The 21,975-nt window shown below is 59.1% G+C and carries 22 protein-coding genes; 6 read left to right on the top strand and 16 right to left on the bottom strand.

Going from position 1 to position 21,975, the window contains the following annotated elements:
- Positions 1-34: 34 nt before the first annotated feature.
- A complete protein-coding gene (locus AC1965_RS18120; RefSeq protein WP_483885224.1) occupies positions 35-595 on the bottom strand; it encodes a type 1 glutamine amidotransferase domain-containing protein in 561 nt (186 codons plus the stop codon).
- Between the two features lie 166 nt (positions 596-761).
- Here AC1965_RS18120 and AC1965_RS18115 point away from each other — a divergent pair, with 166 nt between their 5' ends.
- The 6 genes from AC1965_RS18115 to AC1965_RS18090 all read left to right on the top strand — a co-directional run bounded on the left by AC1965_RS18115 (position 762) and on the right by AC1965_RS18090 (position 9,254).
- Complete coding sequence (locus AC1965_RS18115; protein WP_483885223.1) at positions 762-1,412, top strand: paraquat-inducible protein A; 651 nt, start codon at positions 762-764, stop codon at positions 1,410-1,412.
- Between the two features lie 11 nt (positions 1,413-1,423).
- Entirely contained in the window at positions 1,424-2,029 is a 606-nt protein-coding gene (locus AC1965_RS18110; RefSeq protein ID WP_483885222.1) for a paraquat-inducible protein A, read from the top strand.
- On the top strand, positions 2,022-4,106 hold the full coding sequence (locus tag AC1965_RS18105) for a PqiB family protein (RefSeq protein WP_483885221.1): 2,085 nt from the start codon (positions 2,022-2,024) through the stop codon (positions 4,104-4,106). Before AC1965_RS18110 ends, AC1965_RS18105 begins: the two co-directional genes overlap by 8 nt.
- A gap of 3 nt (positions 4,107-4,109) precedes the next feature.
- Complete coding sequence (locus AC1965_RS18100; RefSeq protein WP_483885220.1) at positions 4,110-4,673, top strand: PqiC family protein; 564 nt, start codon at positions 4,110-4,112, stop codon at positions 4,671-4,673.
- Between the two features lie 220 nt (positions 4,674-4,893).
- Complete coding sequence (locus AC1965_RS18095) at positions 4,894-6,132, top strand: efflux RND transporter periplasmic adaptor subunit (RefSeq protein WP_483885219.1); 1,239 nt, start codon at positions 4,894-4,896, stop codon at positions 6,130-6,132.
- Entirely contained in the window at positions 6,129-9,254 is a 3,126-nt protein-coding gene (locus tag AC1965_RS18090) for an efflux RND transporter permease subunit (RefSeq protein ID WP_483885218.1), read from the top strand. Before AC1965_RS18095 ends, AC1965_RS18090 begins: the two co-directional genes overlap by 4 nt.
- A gap of 15 nt (positions 9,255-9,269) precedes the next feature.
- On the opposite strand, the gene AC1965_RS18085 is transcribed toward AC1965_RS18090, so the two are convergent.
- The 15 genes from AC1965_RS18085 to pcaF all read right to left on the bottom strand — a co-directional run bounded on the left by AC1965_RS18085 (position 9,270) and on the right by pcaF (position 21,843).
- Positions 9,270-9,734, bottom strand: coding sequence for a PTS sugar transporter subunit IIA (locus tag AC1965_RS18085; protein WP_483885217.1), 465 nt, complete (start codon positions 9,732-9,734; stop codon positions 9,270-9,272).
- A 42-nt stretch (positions 9,735-9,776) separates the two neighbouring features.
- Positions 9,777-10,343: a ribosome hibernation-promoting factor, HPF/YfiA family gene (hpf, locus tag AC1965_RS18080; protein ID WP_483885216.1), complete on the bottom strand. Its 567-nt coding sequence runs from the start codon at positions 10,341-10,343 to the stop codon at positions 9,777-9,779.
- A 249-nt stretch (positions 10,344-10,592) separates the two neighbouring features.
- Positions 10,593-11,351 (bottom strand): LPS export ABC transporter ATP-binding protein, encoded by a 759-nt coding sequence (gene lptB / locus AC1965_RS18075; protein WP_483885215.1) that lies wholly within the window; start codon positions 11,349-11,351, stop codon positions 10,593-10,595.
- A complete protein-coding gene (lptA, locus tag AC1965_RS18070; RefSeq protein ID WP_483885214.1) occupies positions 11,351-11,845 on the bottom strand; it encodes a lipopolysaccharide transport periplasmic protein LptA in 495 nt (164 codons plus the stop codon). The genes lptB and lptA overlap by 1 nt, the downstream gene beginning before the upstream one ends.
- Positions 11,846-11,850: 5 nt before the next feature.
- The gene (locus AC1965_RS18065; RefSeq protein WP_483885213.1) at positions 11,851-12,492 is read right to left on the bottom strand and encodes a hypothetical protein; all 642 of its coding nucleotides are present in this window, start codon (positions 12,490-12,492) and stop codon (positions 11,851-11,853) included.
- On the bottom strand, positions 12,464-13,426 hold the full coding sequence (locus AC1965_RS18060; RefSeq protein ID WP_483885212.1) for a KpsF/GutQ family sugar-phosphate isomerase: 963 nt from the start codon (positions 13,424-13,426) through the stop codon (positions 12,464-12,466). The genes AC1965_RS18065 and AC1965_RS18060 overlap by 29 nt, the downstream gene beginning before the upstream one ends.
- Positions 13,423-14,037, bottom strand: a complete 615-nt coding sequence (locus tag AC1965_RS18055) for a ribonuclease D (RefSeq protein WP_483885211.1) — start codon at positions 14,035-14,037, stop codon at positions 13,423-13,425. The genes AC1965_RS18060 and AC1965_RS18055 overlap by 4 nt, the downstream gene beginning before the upstream one ends.
- 121 nt (positions 14,038-14,158) lie before the next feature.
- Positions 14,159-14,947, bottom strand: a complete 789-nt coding sequence (locus AC1965_RS18050) for a PaaX family transcriptional regulator C-terminal domain-containing protein (RefSeq protein WP_483885210.1) — start codon at positions 14,945-14,947, stop codon at positions 14,159-14,161.
- Complete coding sequence (gene paaZ, locus AC1965_RS18045) at positions 14,937-16,961, bottom strand: phenylacetic acid degradation bifunctional protein PaaZ (protein ID WP_483885209.1); 2,025 nt, start codon at positions 16,959-16,961, stop codon at positions 14,937-14,939. Before paaZ ends, AC1965_RS18050 begins: the two co-directional genes overlap by 11 nt.
- 10 nt (positions 16,962-16,971) lie before the next feature.
- Positions 16,972-18,036 carry a 2Fe-2S iron-sulfur cluster-binding protein gene (locus AC1965_RS18040; protein WP_483885208.1) on the bottom strand — a complete coding sequence of 355 codons (1,065 nt, stop codon included), beginning with the start codon at positions 18,034-18,036 and terminating at the stop codon, positions 16,972-16,974.
- Positions 18,037-18,043: 7 nt separating this feature from the next.
- Positions 18,044-18,511, bottom strand: a complete 468-nt coding sequence (gene paaD / locus AC1965_RS18035) for a 1,2-phenylacetyl-CoA epoxidase subunit PaaD (protein ID WP_483885207.1) — start codon at positions 18,509-18,511, stop codon at positions 18,044-18,046.
- The gene (paaC, locus tag AC1965_RS18030) at positions 18,505-19,227 is read right to left on the bottom strand and encodes a 1,2-phenylacetyl-CoA epoxidase subunit PaaC (protein WP_483887081.1); all 723 of its coding nucleotides are present in this window, start codon (positions 19,225-19,227) and stop codon (positions 18,505-18,507) included. Before paaC ends, paaD begins: the two co-directional genes overlap by 7 nt.
- 38 nt (positions 19,228-19,265) lie before the next feature.
- Positions 19,266-19,610: a 1,2-phenylacetyl-CoA epoxidase subunit PaaB gene (gene paaB / locus AC1965_RS18025; protein WP_483885206.1), complete on the bottom strand. Its 345-nt coding sequence runs from the start codon at positions 19,608-19,610 to the stop codon at positions 19,266-19,268.
- Between the two features lie 5 nt (positions 19,611-19,615).
- Entirely contained in the window at positions 19,616-20,608 is a 993-nt protein-coding gene (gene paaA, locus AC1965_RS18020; protein ID WP_483885205.1) for a 1,2-phenylacetyl-CoA epoxidase subunit PaaA, read from the bottom strand.
- A gap of 29 nt (positions 20,609-20,637) precedes the next feature.
- Positions 20,638-21,843 (bottom strand): 3-oxoadipyl-CoA thiolase, encoded by a 1,206-nt coding sequence (gene pcaF, locus AC1965_RS18015; RefSeq protein ID WP_483885204.1) that lies wholly within the window; start codon positions 21,841-21,843, stop codon positions 20,638-20,640.
- Between the last annotated feature and the right edge of the window lie 132 nt (positions 21,844-21,975).

The raw sequence follows: 21,975 nt of genomic DNA, 5'->3' as shown, positions 1-21,975 counted from the left end.
CAGGCCGAGGGCTGATTGGATAAACAACGGTGGTTCAGGCTGCCTTGCGTTCGTGCTTACCTTCTTCGATCTCTTCGACGATCTTGGCGACAAATGCGTCCAGATCTTCGGGTGACCGGCTGGTGATGATGCCTTGATCTACCACCACTTCGCTGTCTTCCCAGGCCGCGCCTGCATTTTTCATGTCGGTTGAGATGGACCCATAGGATGTGGCCTTGCGGCCCTTGATGATCCCCGCTTCGATGAGAAGCCAGGGGGCGTGACAAATAGCGGCGATGGTTTTGCCTGCGTCGTGGAATGCGCGGATCAGTGCGATTGCGTCCTTGTTGACGCGCAGCAGGTCCGGGTTGATCTGGCCGCCCGGCAAAACGATGCCGTTGTAGGCGTCGACTTTGGCATCGCCTAACGCCAGATCGGCGTTCACGGTGTTGCCCCAGTTGTCCTTATCCCAGCCCTTGATATCTTTCCCATCAGGTGTTGCCACATGAACAGTTGCGCCGTGTTTGCGAAGATCTGCCAAAGGCTTTTCCAGTTCTGACTGTTCAAAGCCATCGGCGGAAAGGATCAGGATTTTTGCGTCTTTGATATCGGTCATTTCGTATCTCCGTTTTTAAGTTTGTATTCCCAGAGACAACGATTGGCGGCGGCGACCGTTCCATAAGATGTTGGCCTGTGGTGGAGGGATGCCGCCCACATTTCCGTGACCGGCTAGCCTCAAGTTATTGATATGAACCCCCCGTCGGATCATATACTCATACGCCATGGTAGACACCGCACAGCCCAATCAGCCAGCAGTCCCGCGCGACGACCTGATCGTCTGCCCGCAGTGCGACGCTGTGTACGCGGTGGAAAAACCTGCGCATGGCGAACGCGCGATCTGCCAACGCTGCCATACGCAATTGATCACGCCGCGCCGTAACGCCGGGCTGCATATCATCGCGGTTGCGGTTGCGGTCGTGGTGCTGATCATTGGTGCTGCGGTGTTTCCGTTTCTGACGATCGACGCGGCAGGCAACAAGAATGCGGTGTCAATTCTTGATGCGGCCCTGGCCTTTGCTGGTGGCCCGATGATCTTACTGTCGTTGGCAACGGCGGCCCTTATCTTTTTCGTGCCGCTTTTGCGGGTGTTGCTGACCCTATATGTGCTGATCCCCATCGTGTTGGATCGCCCGCCTGCCCGCCAAGCGATGCAGGCATTTCGCCTGTCAGAGGCGCTGCGCCCTTGGTCTATGGCTGAAATCTTTGCGATTGGCTGTGCCGTGGCGCTGGTCAAGGTATCAGACCTTGCCGATGTCGGGTTCGGCCCCGCCTTCTGGATGTTCGGCGTTCTTGTCGTCCTCGTCATCGCGCAGGACAAATTTCTATGTAAATGGTCAGTATGGAACTCACTGGAACATCCGAAAAAATCATAAGCGCGCGCGACATGGGCCTCGTGGCTTGCACGCGTTGCGCCAAGGCTTGGCCGATGGGTACGCAGACCTGCGGGCGCTGCGGCCATCGACTTGTCTCGCGCGATGAGATGAGCTTGCAAAGGGTGTGGGCGTTCTGGGTGGTCGGGATTATGTGCTATGTCCCTGCCAATATCTATCCCATGCTGAAAACCCGAACGCTGTTTCAGGTCGACGAGAGCACGATCATCGGTGGCGCGGTCGAACTGGCCAATCACGGCAATTGGGGTATTGCCGTGATTATTCTGTTTGCCTCTGTGGTGATCCCGCTGGGCAAGTTTGCATCGGTGGCGTTTCTGGCGATCAGCGTACAGCAGCGGTCGGTTGCCTCGCGGCAACAGCGGCAATATCTCTACGAAGTCGTTGAATATATCGGGCGTTGGTCGATGATCGATATCTTTGTGGTTGCGATTTTGTCGTCTCTGGTGCAACTCAAGACACTGGCATCCATCAATCCGGGCCCGGCGAGCATCTTTTTCGCCCTGTCGGTGATCTTTACGATGTTGTCAGCGCAAGCGTTTGATTCCCGTATGATCTGGGATGTGCAAGCCAAGGATGGGGGTCCGCAGCGCAATGACTGATACACCGCCGAAAGTGTCGGTTTCACCCGCGCGCAAGATGTTCCTCAGCGGCGCGTCGATTGTCTGGGTTCTGCCAATCCTCGCGTTGATTGTTGCCGTTGCCGTGGCGTGGCGTTCCTATGCCGAACGCGGGCCGGAAATCATCGTCGAATTCGAAAACGGCTCTGGTATCGCGGCAGGCGAGACCGAATTGAAGTATCGCAATATTACCGTCGGGCGTGTTGAAAAGGTCGGCTTTACCGAAGACCTCGAACGCGTCACCGCGACCATCCGCGTAGACAAGGATGTGGCCGCATATATCGACAGCAGCGCTGTCTTTTGGATCGTGGAGCCCGAAGTGACCGCGCAGGGCATCACCGGGCTTAGCACTGTGTTGAGCGGCGTTTATATCGAAGGGTCATGGGACACCCAGGTGGGCCAACCCGCTAACCGATTCCAAGGCGCCTCTGTGGCGCCGCTGATCCGGCCGGGTCAGGAAGGGTTGGAAATTGCATTTCGGTCCACAGCCACTGGCCAGCTGACGGACAATGCCCCGATCCTATACAAGGGGATCGAGGTGGGCCGCGTAGGCTATGCCAAGATCGCGCCACGCGGCAACTATGCGATCGTCGAGGCATTGATCTTCGAAGAGCACCGCGGACTGGTCAATGGATCCACGCGGTTCTGGGACACGTCCGGTTTCAGTGTGAATATCGGCCCTGCCGGTGCTGAAATTGATTTTTCTTCGCTCGCCACGTTGGTGGGCGGCGGGATCACCTTTGACACGTTCGTATCCGGGGGCGACCGCGTTAGCGACGGCACCGTGTTCGAGATTTTCCCCGATAAGGAAAGCGCGCGCAATTCAGTCTTTAACGCCTCCGAAGTCGACCCGTTGAAGGTCAGTGTGGTGTTCGATGACAACATTTCCGGCCTGACCGTCGGCGCGCCGGTTGAATTGAGTGGATTGAAGATCGGTGAGGTGGAAACTCTTTCAGGTCTGGTCGACTTTGACCGGTTCGGCGACAGCCGTGTACGTCTGAACGTCACCCTGTCGATCCAGCCAGCCAGGCTGGGCCTACAAGGTGAAGTGACCGCCGAGAACGCACTGGGCTTTTTGACCGAACGCGTTTCTGCCGGGCTGCGTGCGCGGCTGACCTCGGCTAGCCTACTGACAGGGGGGCTCAAGGTAGAATTGCTGATGGTGGACGACGCGTCGGCGGCCAATATCGAAACGGCTGCCAATGATCTGCCAATCCTGCCCACGACGAAAAGCGAAACTTCTGATGCTGCGGCGACGGTTGAGGGCGTGTTCACACGTATCAACAATCTGCCGATCGAGGAGTTGCTGAACAGTGCAATCTCGTTCCTCAACTCGGCTGATGCGCTGGTGTCCGACAAAGACCTGCGCGAGACGCCGCAAGATCTGCGACAGTTGATGGCGGAACTGACAGGGCTGGTAACGTCTGACGATATGCAGAACATTCCGGTCACGCTGAACGCCACGCTTGTGCGCGTTGAAAAGCTTGTCGCCACACTGGAACAGGAACGCATTGCGGAACGCCTGCTCAGCGTGCTCGATGGTGCATCCGAGGCCGCAACGGCGGTGTCATCCTCTGTCGAAGGCGTGCCGGCGCTGGTTGATCAGATCAAGGCGGTGGCCGAAAAGGCGAATTCGCTTGAAATCGAGGAGCTTGTTATCGAGCTGACGAACCTCACCAAATCCGCCGACGCCGTGATCGGCACCGACGATGCGGTGGCTCTGCCTGGGTCGCTTAAACGGGCGTTGGACGAGGTGAACTATACCCTTCAAGAACTGCGCGAGGGCGGCGCCATCGAGAACGTCAACCGGACGCTCGTTTCAGCGCGCAACGCCGCTGACAGCATTGCGGTGTCGGCCAAGGATCTGCCCAAGATTGTTGACCGCCTGTCGGCACTCTTTGCACAGGCCAGCCGCACCATCGAAGGCTATAACAAGGGTGATCAACTTAGCCGCAGCGCCGAAGATACCCTGCGCGATATCCAAAAAGCGGCGGATGCCCTTGCATCTTTGGCACGCAGCATCGAACGTAACCCCAACTCTCTCTTACTGGGACGGTAATACATGGCCTACACACAACGTATCGCGATACTGGGAACGGTCCTTCTGCTGGCCGCCTGTGGCAGCGCCGAACGCTTTGCCGTCCGCCCACCAGTGGTGACCGAAAAGATCAACATCGCTTTCAGTGCGGTTGAGGTGCGCGATGTCTCTCTGCCCAGCTACGCCGCTGCGGATGAGATTTCGACCCAGGAGGACGACGGGACGCTCATCAGCTCCAAAAGTGTCCTGTGGGCCGACGCCCCCGAACGTGCCGTCGCGCTGGAACTGAGCCAGAACCTTGCACGGATGACCGGGCGGCGGATCGCGTCCGAGCCTTGGCCGTTCGAGGCTTTTGCTGATGCGCGGCTCGAAGTGCGCTTTGCCGAACTGTTGGCGACCAAGGCGGGTGAATTCCGTACGTCGGGGCAGTATTTTGTCGCGGTGCGGGACGGTCGGGCGGAACGCTCTGGGCTGTTTGACCTCAAGGTTGCCTTTGACCCTAAAGGCGGGCCCAATGCCATTGCGGCAGCGCGCGGTCAGTTGATCCTTGATCTGGCCAGCTATATCGCGCGCAACGGTTTGAAATAGCACCACTGCCCGTCTACCTTCCGTTGCGTAACCTTTTTGGGGATCTCGCGCTGTCTTGACAGTTCGAGAAGCGTACATAGGTTCGCTCCGAGCCGGAGGTGCGCCAAGCCGGCTCTTGTAGCATATGCAACGGCCCTATTTTGAGCCAGCTTAGTATAGCAAGAGATATGCACCACTTGCCGTTCTGGCCGGTGTGATTTCCCGATGGCCGCGGAGTTTGATGATGAATGATACCCCTCGCGACCGGCGCCAGCCGCTGACATTTGACAGCGATGCAGGCTCGGCCCGGTCCAAGTTCATCGCGGGTGGGTTGGTGCTGGTTATTCTGGCGTGGATGGGCAGCGGCCTGATCCTGCCAAGCGATGACGGCGTGGCTCCCGCCAAAAAAGCTACCGCAGCCAAAGTTGTCACCGTTGCCGTGCGCCCCTCCACCGCCGAGGTGGTGACACAGGTGTTCGTCGCCGAAGGGCAGGCTTTGCCAGACCGCGATACGATGATCCGCGCCGAAACCGGTGGCGAAGTTGCCGAGGTGTTGGTCAAGAAGGGCGCGGACGTCAAAGCGGGAGACGTCATTGCCCGCCTTGATATCGCCACCCGCCAGTCCGACCTGACCCGCGCCGAGGCCGAGCTGAGCCGCGCGCAACGTGAATACGACAATGCTGAAGCACTGTTGTCGCGGGGCGTTTCCACTGTGGACCGCGTGAGCCAAGCGCGCGCCACGCTCGCCGCTGCCGAGGCATCACTGGCCACGGCACAGCAAGCCATTCAGGACGCCGACATTCGCGCCCCCTTTGCGGGTCGTCTTGAAACGCTCGACATTGACGCGGGCGAATTTGTTTCGATGGGCGCGGAAGTGGCCCGGCTGGTCGACAACACACCACTGACCATCAGCGTGCAGATTCCGCAGCAGTCGCTACGTGACGTCAAGGTAGGCCAGCAGGCCAGCGTCGACTTTATCACTGGGGCCGAGGCCACCGGAAAAGTCCAGTTTGTCAGCACCAGCGCCAGCGCCGAAACCCGCACGTTTGAGGCCGAAATTACGGTTGATAACGCCGATGCTGCCATCCCTGCCGGGATCAGCGCACAGGTGCGTATCCCCACCGGCGAAGTGCAGGCTCATTTTGTATCGCCAGCAATTTTGTCGCTTGGCACTGACGGAACTCTGGGCATCAAGACCGTGAATGAAGAAAACACAGTGGTCTTTAATGCAATTGGCATCGTACGTGCCCAAACCGATGGCATCTGGGTCTCTGGATTGCCCGAAAGCGCGCGGATCATCACCATCGGGCAGGGTTTCGTGAACAACGGCGAAGTGGTCAACCCACAGCCCGAGGACGCCGCAGATGCGCCGCGGGCCGATGAAGTGGCGGCGGGTGTCCCCGAGGTCGATGACCCCTCTCAGGGCACAGGCCAGATCATAGAACAGGACGACGTCGCCAAATCCGAGGCAGACAAATGAACGGACTTATCGAGGCCGCCTTTGACCGGACGCGCGTCGTGGTGATGGCGTTGGTGATGATCCTTGCCGTTGGCGCCTTTGCATACATCAGCATCCCCAAGGAAAGCTCGCCCGAGATTCCGATCCCGGTGCTATATGTGTCCACCACCCTGGACGGTATTTCCCCCGAAGACAGCGAACGCCTGCTGGTCGAGCCATTGGAAACCGAACTCAGCGCTATTACCGGACTGAAACAGGTCACAGGCAACGCGGGTGAAGGATACGCGTCGGTCCAGTTAGAATTTGAACCGGGCTTTGACGCTGATCAGGCGCTCGATAAAGTGCGCGAGGGCGTGGACCGGGCTAAATCCGATCTGCCCGAAGACGCGTCGGACCCGGTTGTGACGGAAATCAACACGGCGCTGTTTCCAATTCTGACGGCGATCTTGTCCGGCCCTGTGCCGGAACGCGCGCTTAATACCATCGCTAAAGATCTGAAGGATGAAATCGAAGGTCTGGCAGGCGTGCTTGAGGTCGATGTCGGCGGTGAACGCACTGAACTGATGGAAGTGCTGATCGACCCGACAGTATTCGAGACCTACAACATCTCCTTTGAAGAGCTGATCGGCCAGATCACACGTAACAATCGCTTGATTGCGGCGGGTGCCATCGAAAACGGTGCTGGGCGTATTGTCCTAAAGGTGCCGGGTCTTATCGAAGACATCGAAGATGTAATGTCGCTCCCGATCAAGGTACGCGGTGACACCGTGGTCACCTTTGCCGACGTTGCCACCATCCGCCGCACGTTCGAAGACCCCACCGGGTTTGCCCGCATCGACGGTCAGCCTGCACTGGCGCTTGAAATCAAGAAACGCTCCGGTGCCAATATCATCGAAACCGTCGCCACCGTTCGCGCCCTGATCGAAGAAATGCGCGCCGACTGGCCGCAGAGCGTGACGGTAAACTACACGCAGGACGAATCCGAACAGGTCGAAGACATGTTGTCTGATCTTGAGGCCAATGTGATTGCCGCCGTGATCCTCGTGATGGTGGTTATCGTCTGGGCGCTGGGGGTGCGGTCGGCGCTGCTGGTGGGGTTGGCGATACCGGGGGCGTTCCTGGCCGGGGTCACAGCACTTTGGGCGATGGGCTTTACCATGAACCTCGTCGTGCTGTTTTCGCTTATCCTCGTAGTGGGGATGCTGGTCGACGGGGCGATTGTGACAACCGAACTGGCTGATCGCCGGTTGCAAGAGGGTGACGCACCCAAAGTGGCGTATGCTCATGCGGCCAAGCGCATGGCGTGGCCGATCATCGCCTCTACAGCCACCACTCTATCGGTGTTCCTCCCTCTGCTGTTCTGGGAGGGCACGGTCGGTGAGTTCATGAAATTCCTGCCCATCACAGTGATCCTTACGCTCACGGCGTCCCTTTTCATGGCGCTGGTATTTATTCCTGTTGTCGGTGGCATCATCGGCAAACGCCCACCCCAGACAGCCAAGGACAAGGCGACATTGCACGCCGCCGAAAATGGCGATCCGCGTGATCTGGGGGGCTTTACCGGGCGCTATGTCAAACTGCTGCAATTCGCGATCCTGCGCCCATGGATCACACTGACCTGCGCGATCGCCTTTTTGCTCGCGGGATTTACGGCCTACGGTCAATTTGGCAACGGCATCACCTTTTTCCCCGAAGTAGAGCCTGATTTTGCACAAGTGCAGGTGCGCGCCCGCGACAACTTTTCGATCTTTGAAAAGGACGCATTGGTGCGCAAGGTCGAAGAACGGTTGTTTGACTATCCCGAGATCGCCAGTGTTTATGCCCGTACTGGCAGCAATAATCAGGACAGCGCCGATCTGATCGGGACGATTCAGGTCGAATTCACCGATTGGGACACCCGCCGCACCGCCGCTGTGATCGGCAATGAAATCCGCGCCCAGATGGCACAGATCCCCGGTATCGACGTGCAGGTCCAAACAGCATCCGAGGGGCCATCAGCGGGCAAACCCGTCACCCTGCGCGTACGCGCCCGCAACCCGGCCGAACAGGCCAAAGCCGTCACGCAAATCCGTGCGGCGATGGATGACATCGGCGGCTTTACCGATGTGACCGACAGCCGCCCCTTGCCGGGTGTCGAATGGCGTATCGCCGTTAACCGATCCGAGGCCGCCCGCTTTGGCGCTGATATCTCGACGTTGGGTCAGGCAGTGCAACTGCTGACGCGCGGCATTACTGTGGCCGATTACCGTCCCGACGATGCCGAAGGTTCTGTCGACATCAATGTGCGCTTTCCGTCCAATGAACGCACCCTGGAAGAGCTGCAATCCCTGCGCGTGCCGACTGAATCCGGGCTGGTGCCGATCGCCAATTTCGTGACGTTCGAGCCAAGCCCCCGGTCCGGGACTATCACCCGCGTCGACCAGCGCCGTGTCATCACCATTGAATCAAATGTGGCGCCGGGGGTGCTGGTAAACGATCAGACCGTCGCACTGCGCAGCGCCATCGACGCGATGGACCTGCCCGTAGGTGTCGAGGCCACCTTTGCAGGCGAGGCCGAGGACCAGCAGGATTCGATGATCTTTCTCGCCGGGGCGTTTCTAACCGCGATCCTGCTGATGTTCGTAATCCTAGTGATCCAGTTCAACAATTTCTATCAGGCGTTCGTCGTGATGTCGGCCATCGTATTTTCGATTGCTGGGGTGTTGTTTGGCCTGATGGTCACCGGGCGGCCCTTTGGCGTGGTCATGGGCGGCATCGGTGTGATCGCCCTGGCGGGTATCGTTGTGAACAACAACATCGTGCTAATCGACACTTACAACGACCTAAAGAAAGCAGGTCTGTCGCCTCTGGAATCGGCCCTGCGGACCGGCGCCCAGCGTCTTCGGCCCGTCGTGCTGACGTCAGTCACCACGGCGCTGGGTCTGATGCCGATGGTGATCGGCCTAAACATTAACTTCTTCACGCGCGAAGTGGTCTATGGCGCGCCGTCGACGCAGTGGTGGACCGAACTTAGCTCGGCAATTGCGGGCGGGCTGATAATCGCGACGGTACTGACGCTGATCGTAACGCCCGCCATGCTGATGCTGGGTGAAAAGAAGGCAACGCGTCACCAAGCCGCAAAGGGCGATGCCATCACGGCCTGACCTTTGGCCGACCGCCTAGGCGGCCTTTACGGCCTTGTCTTCGGTCAGGATCGTGAACAGTGTGGCCGGGTCTGGGTTGGACCGCAGCTTGGTGCAGATGCTGGCATCCCGCAGCGTCCGCGCGACCAGCGCCAGCGCCTTGAGGTGTTCCACCCCGGCATCTTCGGGCGCAAAAAGCGCAAAGGCGATATCGACAGGCTGCCGATCCACCGAAGAAAAATCAATCGGCTTGTCCAAAAGGACAAATGCACCGACCACTTCCTCGATGCCGTCCACGCGGGCGTGGGGCAGGGCCACACCGTGGCCCACACCCGTCGGCCCCAGGGCCTCGCGCGTCAGTAGAGCGTCAACAACCTGCCCTGCGGGCAAGCCGTAGGCCTGATGCACCAGTTCTCCGATATCCTGCATCAGACGCTTCTTGCTGGAGGCCGACGTCAATACCTTGACGGCCTCCGGCTTGAGGAGTTTGGCAAAATCCATTCCGCTCGCTCTGCTCTTTATGCGGACTATGTCCGCCTTGGGTTACGAAGGGTCGATCCAGCCGATGTTCCCATCCTCGCGGCGGTAAACGACGTTCAGCCCTTCCTTGCCTTCCTTGCGAAACACCAGCACCGGGGCTCCTGCCAGTTCCATATGCATAACCGCTTCACCGACAGACAAGGTTGCAATCTTGGTCTGCATTTCGGCGATGATCATGGGTTGGAGGCTGTCAGGTTCCTGCGCGTCTGAATCACTGTCTGACGCGAGGATATAGGAGGATGCGCCCAGAAGTTCAACCGGTTCGGAACGATCTTTATGGTGATCTTTCAACCGACGCTTGTATCGGCGCAACTGCTTTTCCATCTTTTCGCAGCATGAATCGAAGGCGGCATAGATTTCAGTGGCATGGGCCTTTGCCGAGGCCGTCAATCCGGTGGAAAGATGTACGGTCGCCTCACAGACAAATTCATGTGCCGACTTTGAAAATATAACCTGCGCGTCAATTGGACGTTCGGCATATTTTTTGACTGCCTCGCCCAGCTCTGTCTTCACATGAGTCTGAAGCGCTTCTCCAATGTCGATCTGCTTGCCGCTGATTTGGTACCGCATATTGTCTCCTTGTTATTGTAGGTCTGAGCGTCGCCAAACGGTCCACGGCTGTGGACGTCAGGGGCGCTCAGATGCGGGAATATGGCGCTGCGTTCGGGATGATTTTAACCATGCCTTGGCGTGAAGGCTGGTGCGGGATCAAGCAGGAACGCGGTGTTACCATGGCTCAATGAGGCCGCGATTCCGGTTGAAAGTCAATGGTACGTTCAACCGTGCTGGCGGGAAAATGGGCGCAATCTGACCGATTGGTCAGGAGATACGAAAATTATCGCCGAGATAGACGCGGCGCACGTTTTCGTTTTGAACTACTTCGGATGGGGTGCCCGACATCAGTACCTTGCCCTCGTGGAGGATATAGGCCCGGTCGACAATTTCCAATGTTTCCCGTACGTTATGGTCTGTGATCAACACACCGATGCCGCGCGTCTTGAGGTCGGAAACCAGATGCCGGATGTCGCCGACCGAAATGGGATCGACCCCGGCAAAGGGTTCGTCCAGCAGCAGATAGTTCGGATTGGCAGCCAGACAGCGCGCAATTTCCACCCGCCGCCGTTCGCCGCCCGACAGGGCCAGCGCGGGTGCGCGGCGCAGGTGTTCGATCGAAAACTCCGACAGCAGTTCCTCCAGCCGCTCACGCCGCTTGTGTCGACGCGCAACGCTGATATCCAGGATGGCGCTGATGTTGTCCTGCACCGACAAGCCGCGAAAGATGCTCATCTCCTGCGGCAGATACCCGATGCCAAGCTGGGCACGGCGGTACATCGGCAGGGTCGTCACGTCCTTGCCGTCAACTGTCACGGTGCCGCCTTCTGGCGTGACCAGACCGGCCACCGCATAGAATGTTGTGGTCTTGCCTGACCCGTTTGGCCCCAGCAGGGCGACGACTTCGCCCCGTTCCAGATGCATGGAAAAATCGCGGATCACGGTCTTTTTGCGGTAGGATTTGCGCAGATGTTCGATGCGCAGTCCCGACATGCCTTCGGCCACCTTTAGATCAGGGGGGGGCATCAGTTATTGCTGCCTGTCTGCAGAATAGTTTTTACCCGGCCCGACATCTGGGCGGTCCCGTCAGACAATTGCACCGTCATGCGGTCCGCGCTTAATGCGCTGGCACCCTGCGTCAGCAAAACATTGCCCGACATCACGATGGCCCCATCATCAATGTTGTAATCCGCACGCTCTGATTCGGCCGCGTCCGGGCCGGATACCAGTGTTACGCCACCGGTGGCCTCCAGCCGGGCGATGCCCTTGTTCTCGGCGCGATAAACAACCTGAACGCGTGCCGCGGTAAGGCGCATTTCACCCTGCCCGATCAAGACATTTCCAGTGAAAACCGCTGTCCCCGAGGCATTATCGACGGTCAGGTCGTCTGCTGTGATCTCAACCGGCAGGCTGGTATCTTGTTTGATGGTACCAAAAGCTACATTCGCGCTCTGCGCGAACCCGGGAAGGGTTTGAACGGCCAGAAATAGCGGCAGCAGCAAAACTCGCAAATGTCTCAAGACGATTACTCTTCTGTTGTATTGGGCGTATATACCAGCTTCACGCCATTTGTGAAAATCAATTGGGGGCCATCCGCACCCTCAGGATCGACGATAGACATACTGCCTGCGGTCAACGTACCGGGTGGGCCGGAGGCCTCGACGGGGCCGGGGGACTGAAGGTTGAAATCTGCCATCTCTGACTTCAGCAGATCAGAGATAATGCGATAGCCGCTGTCGGTGTTGATGCGCACATCGCCTGTCAGTTCCGCAAGATCCGCCGCCAGGTCGAACCGCGCGTTGTCGGATTGCAATGTGATCCGTGCGCCGTCCTTTAGGTCAAGCTCGGCGCGCACCTCGATCGCCTCGTTCCCGTCGGTTTGTCCTTTGGGCGTGGTCAAGGCATCGGCGGAAAAGGAAATCAGATCGCCATCGGCCGTGGTGCCGGAAAAGAACGGGCCGGTGACCTGCTGATTGCGCAGCCGATCCTGGATATCCTTGTCAGCAAAGGGGATTGTCGCGCCCGGATCAATCACCCGAGACAGCAGGAACAGCGTCGACAGCAGCCCCAGCGCCATTAGAGGGAAAACCACCTTGAGCAAGGATACCATCCTCGAATAGCGATCTGCCTGCATCACGCTACCCCAGACCGACGCGCAGGCAGTCATGGATGTGCAAAATGCCCAGCGGCGCTGTGGGTGCTGCGGGGTCAACCACGATCAGACAGGTAATCTTGCGCCCGTTCATGATGCCCACGGCCTTTTCGGCCAGCGCGTCTTGGGCGATGGTGATCGGCTGCGGCGTCATTACCTCGCGGGCCGTCATCGACATAAGCCCATCCATATGGCGCCCCAGATCGCCCATGGTGATGATCCCGGCCAGTGCGCCGCTTTCGTCGGCAACACAGACCACGCCAAAACCTTTGCGGCTGATCTCGCTCAGTGCTTCGCCCATGCTCGCCTCGGCACCGACGAGGGGCAATGCGTCGCCTGAGTGCATCAAGTCGGACACCCGACTTAACCGCGCGCCCAGCTTGCCGCCGGGGTGGAAATCGCGGAAATGCTCGGCTGTGAAGGCCCGGTTTTCCATCAATGCCACCGCCAGCGCATCGCCCATCGCCAATGTCATGGTCGTCGAGGTGGTCGGCACCACGCCGGTGCCGCAGGCCTCGCCCAGTCGGGGCAGTTCCAGCACGACGTCGCTGTGCCGACCCAGGCTGCTGTCTGAACGGCTGGTTATGCCGATCAGCGGAATGGCATAGCGTCGCGAATAGGCAATCAGGTTGGCCAGTTCGGGCGCCTCGCCCGAGTTGGAAATCGCCAGCACCACATCGGCCCCGGTGATCATGCCCAGATCGCCATGACTGGCCTCTGCCGGATGCACGAACTGCGCCGGTGTTCCGGTGCTGGCCAGTGTGGCAGCGATCTTGTTGGCGATATGCCCCGATTTGCCGATGCCGGTGACGATCACGCGTCCGGTTGTGGCTTTCATCAGGTCGATGGCATCGCGAAACCGTGTATCCAGACTGTCGGCCAGGGCATTCAGGGCCTCTGCTTCGGTACGGATCACCCGCCGTGCGGTATCTAAGAATGGTGTGTTCATGTGTGAGCAAAGATGTCCGTCTCCGGCCACCCCTCCAAATCAAGGCGGGCGCGCATTGGCAGGAAATCGAAACAGGCCTGCGCCATGTCCATCCGCCCCTCACGCAAAAGCCGTTTGTTTAATTCGTCGCGCAGGCGGTGTAGATACAGCACATCCGACGCCGCATATTCGATCTGCGCCTCGCTCAGCTTTTCGGCGCCCCAGTCGCTGGATTGCTGTTGCTTTGAAATGTCGACGCCCAGCAATTCTTGCAAGAGCTTGGCCAACCCGTGCCGGTCCGTGTAGGTGCGGATCAGGCGACTTGCGATCTTGGTGCAATAGACAGGGGCGGCGACCGCACCAAAGGCATTCAGCATCGCGGCGATGTCAAAGCGGCCAAAGTGAAAGAGCTTTAGCACATGTGGGTTTTCGAGCAAGGCGCGAAGGTTTGGTGCCTCGGTCTGGCCTCTGGCAATCTGCACGAGATGGGCATTGCCGTCACCGCCCGACAATTGCACGACACACAGCCGGTCGCGGTGTGGATGCAGCCCCATGGTTTCGCAATCAATCGCGACATTTGGACCAAGGTCCAGACCATCAGGCAGGTCATTTTGATAAAGATAATTGGTCATGGCGCAATCTATATCGCGCTTGTGTGCATTGGGAAAGCGGCGGTTTTGGCGCGCTTGGCGCGCGCCTTGGGGCGCTGCCCCAAACCCCGAGGGTATTTGAAGCCCGAAAAAGCAAAGCGACCTAGCCCGATTGCGCAGCGCTGACATCATGCAGGGCGGGGCGCGGATAATGGGCCAGCATGTCGTCCACCAAGACGTGGCATTGATACCCCGGCCAATCGGCGCGGATCAGCCCGCCGGGCAACGCGGCGTGTTTCAGGACCAGCCGCCGCCAATTGTGCACAATCAGGCAACGCAGCACGGCGATGTCCAGCGGTGACAGATCGTCTGGGCCGGGCAGATCGGCACGCAGGGTGGTCAGCGCATCCAGCAATGCGGCATAATCCTCTGCCAAGCCCGCAGGTTCGACCGCGTTGCGCAGCCAATCCGGAGGGGTGCCGCCGGGCAGGCTCAGGCTATTTGTCGGCGCTGTGGCCGTTGCCGGGCCGACATAGGTGCGCGGCAGCAGGCCAGTAAAGCCCGCCGCCTTGACCACGCTGTCCATTTCGGTTGAGGCGTCTTCGGTCAGCACCAATTGCCAAGCCTCGTTCAGATTTGGGACAGCGGCGTAGATGCGCGGGCTGGCGGCAGCGCTTTCCTGCCGACCTTTTGGCGTTAGACTGTGCTGGCTGATCCGCCCCGACTTCCGGGACTGCAACCAGCCATCATTTCGCAGGCGGTGCAGGGCCACGCGGGTCGCTTCGGGCCGGACATCAAGGGCGGTCATGATCGTCGACAGAACCGGCCCGTCGATGGCATCGCCACTGCCCTGCGCCAAATCGCCAAACAGGCTAATCATCAGCGACCAGACCCGCTGCCCGCCAAGCGCGGCCAGCGCCGTTGTCGACGGGGTGAAGCCCTCAGACCGCATTCATCGTCAGCAGTTCGTATTCTGCCACCGCCGCGTCATTTTGATTGGTCAGCGTTACGTGCCAGCGCACCTCGCCGTATTCCTCATTGCGTGGGGTTTTGTGTTTTACGCTTAGGCGCACCTTGATGCTGTCGCCCGCCGATACAGGTTCGAGGAACCGCAGGTTATCAAGCCCGGTATTGGCCAGCACGGGGCCGGGATCGGGTTGCACAAACAGGCCTGCCGCGAAACTGAGCAGCAGATAGCCATGCGCCACGCGGCCTGGGAAAAACGGATTTGCCTTTGCGGCGGCGTCATCCATATGCGCGTAAAACGTATCGCCCGTGAAATGGGCAAATGTCTCGATATCCTCGAGAGTCACCTTGCGGCTGGGCGAATTGAATGTCTCGCCCAAATCCAAGTCGGTAAACCTGCGGGTAAATGGATGCGCCCGGTCTGAAATTTCGCGCGCGCCCGGCACCCACTGCTGTCCAATCGCGGTCAAGATGTCTGGGCTACCCTGAATTGCCGTGCGCTGCATGTAATGCATCACGCCGCGGATGCCGCCCAACTCTTCGCCGCCACCGGCGCGCCCGGGCCCACCATGCACCATATGCGGCAGCGGCGATCCGTGCCCCGTTGCCTCGGCCATCGAGGTGCGGTTGTTGAAATACAGACGCCCGTGGAATGCCGCAGCACCCAGCGCTATCTCGCGCGCCACGTCGCCGTCATGGGTAATGACCGACGCCACCAGCGACCCCTTGCCCTTGTTGAGCAGATCAACTGCATGGGGCAGATCACGGTAGGCCATGATCGTCGACACGGGGCCAAAGGCTTCGGTGTCATGTACACGCTGGGCCGCATCGGGATCGGCACAGTGAAACAGCATCGGCGGCAAAAACGCGCCTTTGTCCTTGTCAGCACCGGTCACGGTGAAATCATCGGGGTTGCCGAACACGCGCTCTGCTTCGCCGCTCATCAGCGCGACCTTTTCCAGCACATCGCGTTTCTGGCTGCCAGACACCAACGCACCCATGCCCGTTTCCTTGGCGCGCGGATCGCCAATAGTGACTTTGCCGAGCCGCTCTGAGAGGGCTGTAATCACTGCATCGACTTGCGCCTGCGGTACCATGATGCGGCGGATCGCGGTGCATTTCTGGCCCGCCTTGGCAGTCATCTCGCGCTGCACCTCTTTGACAAACAGATCAAATTCCGGCGTGCCCGGCACTGCATCTGGCCCCAGAACCGATGCATTCAAACTGTCCTGTTCTGCCGTGAAGCGCACTGAGTTTTGCAACAAAACCGGGTTCGCCCTCAGTTTTAGCGCCGTGTCGGCAGACCCGGTAAAGGCTACTGCATCCTGACAATCCAGATGATCCAGCATGTCGCCCAAACCACCGCTGACCAGTTGCAGCGCGCCCTTGGGCAGCAAACCGCTGTCCAGCATCAAGCGCACGCAGTGTTCGGTGACATAGCAGGTGGCAGTGGCCGGTTTCACGATCGCTGGCACGCCTGCCAATAGGGTTGGCGCCAATTTCTCCAACATCCCCCAAACCGGAAAGTTGAAAGCGTTGATATGTACCGCAACCCCTTGAAGTGGCGTGCAAATGTGCCGCCCCATAAACTGCCCTTCGCGGCCCAGCTGCTCGGGCGGGCCATCAAGAAATACATGTGCATCAGGCATCTCGCGCCGCCCCTTGGAGGCGAAAACCAACATCGTGCCAATCCCGCCGTCCACGTCTATCTTATGATCAGACAGGGTCGCGCCTGTGTCATAGCTCAGATCATACAGGGCCGGGCGGTGTTCGCGCAGATGCAGCGCCAGCGCCTTGAGCATGCGCGCGCGGTCATGAAACGTCATCGCCCGCAGGGCAGGGCCGCCAACATCGCGCGCAAAGCTGAGCATCGCCTGCACATCCAGCGCGTCGTTGCCGGCCTGCGCGATCACGTCGCCGTTGATTGCGCTGGCAATGTTTCGGGCGCCCGCACCGGGGGCAATCCATTCGCCTGCAGCAAAGCTGTGAATATCGCGCATGTCAGATTCCTTAGTGGTGGTCGTAGTCGATGATCAGTTTATCGCTCAGCGGGTAACTCTGGCAGGTCAGGACGTAGCCCCGATCGACCTCATAGTCCTCCAGCGCGTGATTGCTCAGCATTTCCACCTCGCCCTCGATGACTTTTCCCATGCAAGTTGAACAAACCCCGGCCTTGCAGGCAAACGGCGCATCCTGGCCGTTTTCCAGTGCTGCTTCCAGCACCGACTGGCCCTTTTGCATGGTAAATCTGCGCCGCGCGCCGTCGATGATAACGGTTACGTCTGTGCCGCTTTGGCCTTCGCTGCGTTTGGCCATTTCCTGTTTCGCCAAACGCCCTTGCTGGCTTTCGCTGAACAATTCAAATTTGATCTGATCAGGCTCTAACCCGTGGGTTTTCAACGCATCCGCAATTGCCAGCATCATCGGTTCCGGTCCGCAGATAAATGCGGTGGTGATGTTTTCCACCTGTATCCAGTGTTTGAACAGCGCCGAGCATTTGGCCTGATCGACCCGGCCTTCGAACAGCTCCATGTCTTGCCCGGATTCCAGAATATGAATGACCGTTAGCCGCCCCATGTAATGGTTCTTGAGGTCTTCGAGCTCCTCGCGAAACATGATCGTGTTCACCGCGCGGTTGGCATAGACCAGTGTAAAGGTTGATTTAGGCTCGCGCTTCAGCGCGGTTTTCAAGATTGACAGCACGGGAGTGATCCCGGAGCCCCCGGCAAAACCAAGGTAATTCTTAGCGATATCCGGCTCTAACGCAGTAAAAAACTTGCCCTGCGGCGGCATCGCATGCAGCGTATCCCCGACCTTGAGCTGCGTATTGGCAAAGCTAGAAAAAGCCCCGCCATCAACGCGTTTGATCCCAACCTTTAGTTCGCCATCGTCAAGACCCGCACAGATCGAATAGTTGCGGCGCAGCTCGGTGCCATCGAAATCTTGTTTAAACGTCAGGTACTGGCCTTGGGTAAAGGCAAAGGCGGCCGGGTCTTCCGGCTGTAGTGTCAGCACCACGGCATCGCGGATGGTGTGGTGGATATCAGTCACTAATAAGGGCAAAAACTGGCTCATTGGGGCCTCAGATACATTTGAAATAGTCGAAGGGTTCTAGGCAATCGCGGCAGCGCCACTGTGCCTTGCAAGGGGTCGATCCGAACTGGCTGATTTTTTCCAGATCATTCGATTGGCAGCGCGGGCAATGCTGCGGTCCGCCCGCTGGCTGCGGCGGGGCAATGCCATAGGCCTCCAGCTTGGTGCGGCCCGCATCCGACAGCCAGTCGGTGGTCCAGGCGGGCGAAAGCTGGCGCTTCAGGGTCAGTTTCTCGATCCCCTTGGCACGCAAAGCGGTTTCAATATCGAGATTGATGATGCTGGTCGCGGGGCAGCCTGAATACGTCGGGGTCACCGTCACTTCCAGCACATCACCCTGCCATGCCACGTCGCGGATAATGCCGAGATCAGTCAGAGAAATAACCGGAATTTCCGGGTCCGGAACGGCGCTAAGCCACATCCAAACAGTCTCTAACGTGGGTCTTTCGATTACCATGAGGCATCCGGATAGGCGCGTTGCAGCCATTGCATCTGGGTTAACATATGCCCCAGATGTTCACTGTGCCTCACCCCGGATTTTCCACCCTTATGCGCAAAATCATCTTCTGGCTTATTCAGGGTGGCCGCGCTTAGCACGTTGTCGACCAATTGATCATAGCCCGCGCGCAGGTTGGACGGATCAGGTGCAATGCCCGCCGCTACCATCGCTGCATCCACGTCGTCACTGATGAACATCTCGCCGACATAAGGCCACAAGAGATCCAGCGCGTTTTGCATCCGCACATGGCTTTCTTCGGTACCATCGCCAAGGCCAATCACCGTGTCTGTGGACCGCTCGAGGTGATAGGTCACCTCTTTGCCAGATTTCTCCGCAATCGCGGCAATCTGGTCGTCCGAAGACTCAATTAGCGCCGTCAACTGTGACAAATGCCAAGCATCAAACAAGAACTGGCGCATCATGGTCTGGCCAAAGTCACCGTTGGGCTGTTCCACCAGCAAAACATTGCGGAAATCCCAGACATCGCGGTGAAACGCCAACTTGTCAGCGTCGCGCCCCGCGCCTTCAACCTCGCCCGCCAGACCCAGCCACAGCTGCGTCTGCCCGATCAGGTCCAGGGCCACATTGGCCAGCGCGATGTCTTCTTCCAGTACAGGCGACACGCCGCACCACTCCGATACGCGGTGGCCCAGCACTAGGGAGTTGTCCCCCATGCGGCACAGAAATTCGAACTTGGGATCAGTAGCCGTGCTCACATCGCCCCCACTTCGTCAGGAATATCGAAAAACGTCGGGTGGCGGTACACTTTGTCATTGGCAGGCTCGTACAACGCGCCTTTTTCCTCGGGCGAGGAGGCCGCAATCTTGCTTGCCTCAACCGCCCAGATGCTCACGCCCTCATTGCGGCGGGTGTACACATCCCGCGCGTTCTTGATGGCCATTTCCGCGTCCGCAGCGTGCAGACTGCCGACATGGCGATGGCTTAGCCCGTGTTGACCACGGATAAAAACCTCCCACAGGGGCCATTCGGTGCTGCGCGCCTTGCCGTGCGGCGCTGCTTCGGTGCCGTCATATTCACTGGATTCTGGGCTGCTCATTGTGCTTACTCCGCTGCCATTTTTCTGCTGCGCTTTTTCTCCGCGTGGGCCAAGAGCCCCTCACGCACCCAACGCCCGTCATCCCAGGCCTTGTTGCGCGCCGCCAGACGTTCCGTGTTGCAGGGGCCATTGCCCTTGAGCACGTCAAAGAATTCATCCCAATCAGGCTCTGCAAAGGTGTAATGCCCGGTTTCTTCGTCAAACTTCAGCGTTTCATCCGGGATCGTCAGGCCAAGGTATTCGGCCTGCGGGGCGCATTCATCAACGAACTTCTGGCGCAATTCGTCGTTGGAATTCATCTTGATCTTCCACGCCATCGACTGCGCCGAATGCACCGAATCCTTGTCTGACGGGCCAAACATCATCAGCGCCGGAAACCAGAAGCGGTTCAGCGCGTCCTGCGCCATCTTGCGCTGCGCTTTGGTGCCGTTGGCCATCTTCATCATGATGTCGAAACCCTGCCGCTGGTGGAACGATTCCTCCTTGCAGATGCGCACCATCGCACGGGCGTATGGCCCATAGGATGTGCGCTGCAACGGCACTTGGTTCATGATCGCCGCGCCATCGACCAACCAGCCAACAGCGCCCATATCGGCCCATGTTAGGGTCGGATAATTGAAGATTGAGCTGTATTTCATCTTGCCCGATAGCAGGTCGCGGGTCATTTGGTCGCGGGTCACGCCCAGCGTTTCCGCCGCACAATACAGGTACAACCCATGCCCTGCCTCATCCTGCACCTTGGCCAGCAGAATCGCCTTACGTTCCAACGTGGGCGCGCGGGTGATCCAGTTGCCTTCGGGCAGTTGGCCGACGATCTCGGAATGCGCGTGCTGACCGATCTGGCGGATCAGGTTCTTGCGATAGCCGTCCGGCATCCAGTCTTTCGGCTCGATCTTGCCGCCCGCGTTGATCCGCTCCTGAAAGGCGCGTTCCTCGGGCTCCATCTCGTCCAGCGATTTCACGCCCTGGCCGGTGGATTTGATCATCTGTGCATACATCGGTCCGTTCCTTTCTCAGAAAAGAAATATCAGCCTGCGTTTTCGAGGATCAGTGCCACACCCTGACCCACGCCCACACACATCGTACATAGCGCATACCGCCCGCCTGTCCGCCGTAGCTGTAAGGCGGCCGTCATCACCAGCCGTGCGCCGGACATGCCCAAGGGATGCCCAATGGCAATCGCGCCGCCATTAGCGTTCACATGCGCCGCATCATCCGCCACACCCAAGGCACGCAACGTGGCAAGCCCTTGGCTGGCAAAGGCTTCGTTCAATTCTATCACATCCATCTGGTCGATGGTCAGACCCGCCCGCGCCAGCACCTTTTGCACGGCGGGAATTGGCCCAATGCCCATCACCCGCGGTTCAACCCCCGCGGCAGACATCGCGACAACCCGCGCAATCGGCGTCAGCCCATGGTCCTTCACCCCAGCCTCCGACGCGATCAGCAGCGCCGCCGCCCCGTCGTTCACGCCCGAGGCATTGCCCGCTGTCACGCTCAGGTCCGGCCCGTTGATCGGGCGCAGCTTGCCCAGTGCGTCCAACGTCGTGCCGGGGCGTGGGTGTTCGTCGCGGTCCACCACAATCGCGTCACCCTTGCGCTGTGGGATCGTGACGGGGGTGATTTCCTCGGCAAAGATACCCGATGCATCCGCCTCGGCCCATCGGGCCTGACTGCGCGCGGCAAAAGCATCCTGATCCGCGCGCGACACGCCATGATCCTCGGCCACGTTATCCGCTGTCTCAGGCATCGAATCGACGCCAAATTTCGCCTTCATCTTGGGGTTCACAAAGCGCCAGCCGATGGTGGTGTCATAAACCGTATTGCTGCGGGAAAACGCGGTTTCGGCCTTGGGCATCACAAACGGCGCCCGCGACATGCTTTCAATGCCGCCGGCAATCGCCAGATCCATATCGCCCGCCCGAATGGCCCGCGCCGCAGCGCCCACCGCATCCATGCCCGACGCACACAACCGGTTGATCGTCGCCCCCGGCACATCCACCGGCAACCCGGCCAGCAGTGCCGCCATACGCGCCACGTTGCGGTTATCCTCGCCCGCCTGATTGGCGCAGCCCAAGATCACATCATCCACACGCGCCCAATCCACATCCCCATTACGCGCCATCAGTGCCGCAATCGGGATCGCGGCCAGATCATCCGCACGAACCGAAGACAAAGCGCCGCCGTAGCGGCCGATGGGAGTGCGCTGCGCGTCGCAGATGAATGCCTGCATGGAAAACCTCCTATTGTTCCAGTTTATCTAGACGGTGCGCCGATTCGTTTCAATATTAATGTTACCAAAGCGGGAGGTTTTTATAAATTTGGTAACACATTAAGCGGCGTGCAATAAAACCTTCGTCAAACC

This window comes from Sulfitobacter sp. KMM 9851, assembly GCF_057178245.1.
The sequence above is the reverse complement of the archived record's forward strand: the minus strand, read 5'-3'. Positions and strand labels throughout refer to the sequence as shown.